The sequence below is a fragment of the Paraburkholderia sp. SIMBA_030 genome (assembly GCF_046535245.1).
Classification (GTDB): Bacteria; Pseudomonadota; Gammaproteobacteria; order Burkholderiales; family Burkholderiaceae; genus Paraburkholderia.
Genome location: NZ_JAWRXB010000825.1, coordinates 1 through 262, shown reverse-complemented (window position 1 = coordinate 262; position 262 = coordinate 1). Strand labels below are relative to the sequence as shown.

1 protein-coding gene is annotated in these 262 nt (G+C 58.8%); it reads left to right on the top strand.

Translation table 11 applies throughout. The annotated features are described in order from the left end of the window. Nucleotides 1–36 precede the first annotated feature (36 nt). On the top strand, nucleotides 37–262 hold a 226-nt coding region (locus SB772_RS42295), incomplete at its 3' end, for an acyltransferase family protein (protein ID WP_410838809.1).

Here is a 262-nt window from a genome sequence, read left to right as displayed (position 1 = left end):
CCTATGATTGCATTGCCTGGGTTGGGGCAAACAATCATGACGGACATCAAATCGGGCGGGCGGCGCCACGATCTCGACGCGTTGCGCGTCCTGTGTTTCGGCACGCTGATCATCTATCACACGAGTCTCGCCTATGGGACGAGAACATGGCTGCTCAACTCCATCGACGGCAGCCGGCTGGTCGATCTTATTGCTGCCGCCTCTCATCCGTGGCGGATGAGCCTGCTTTTCTTCATCTCGGGGCTTGTCACGCGGTCGCTTC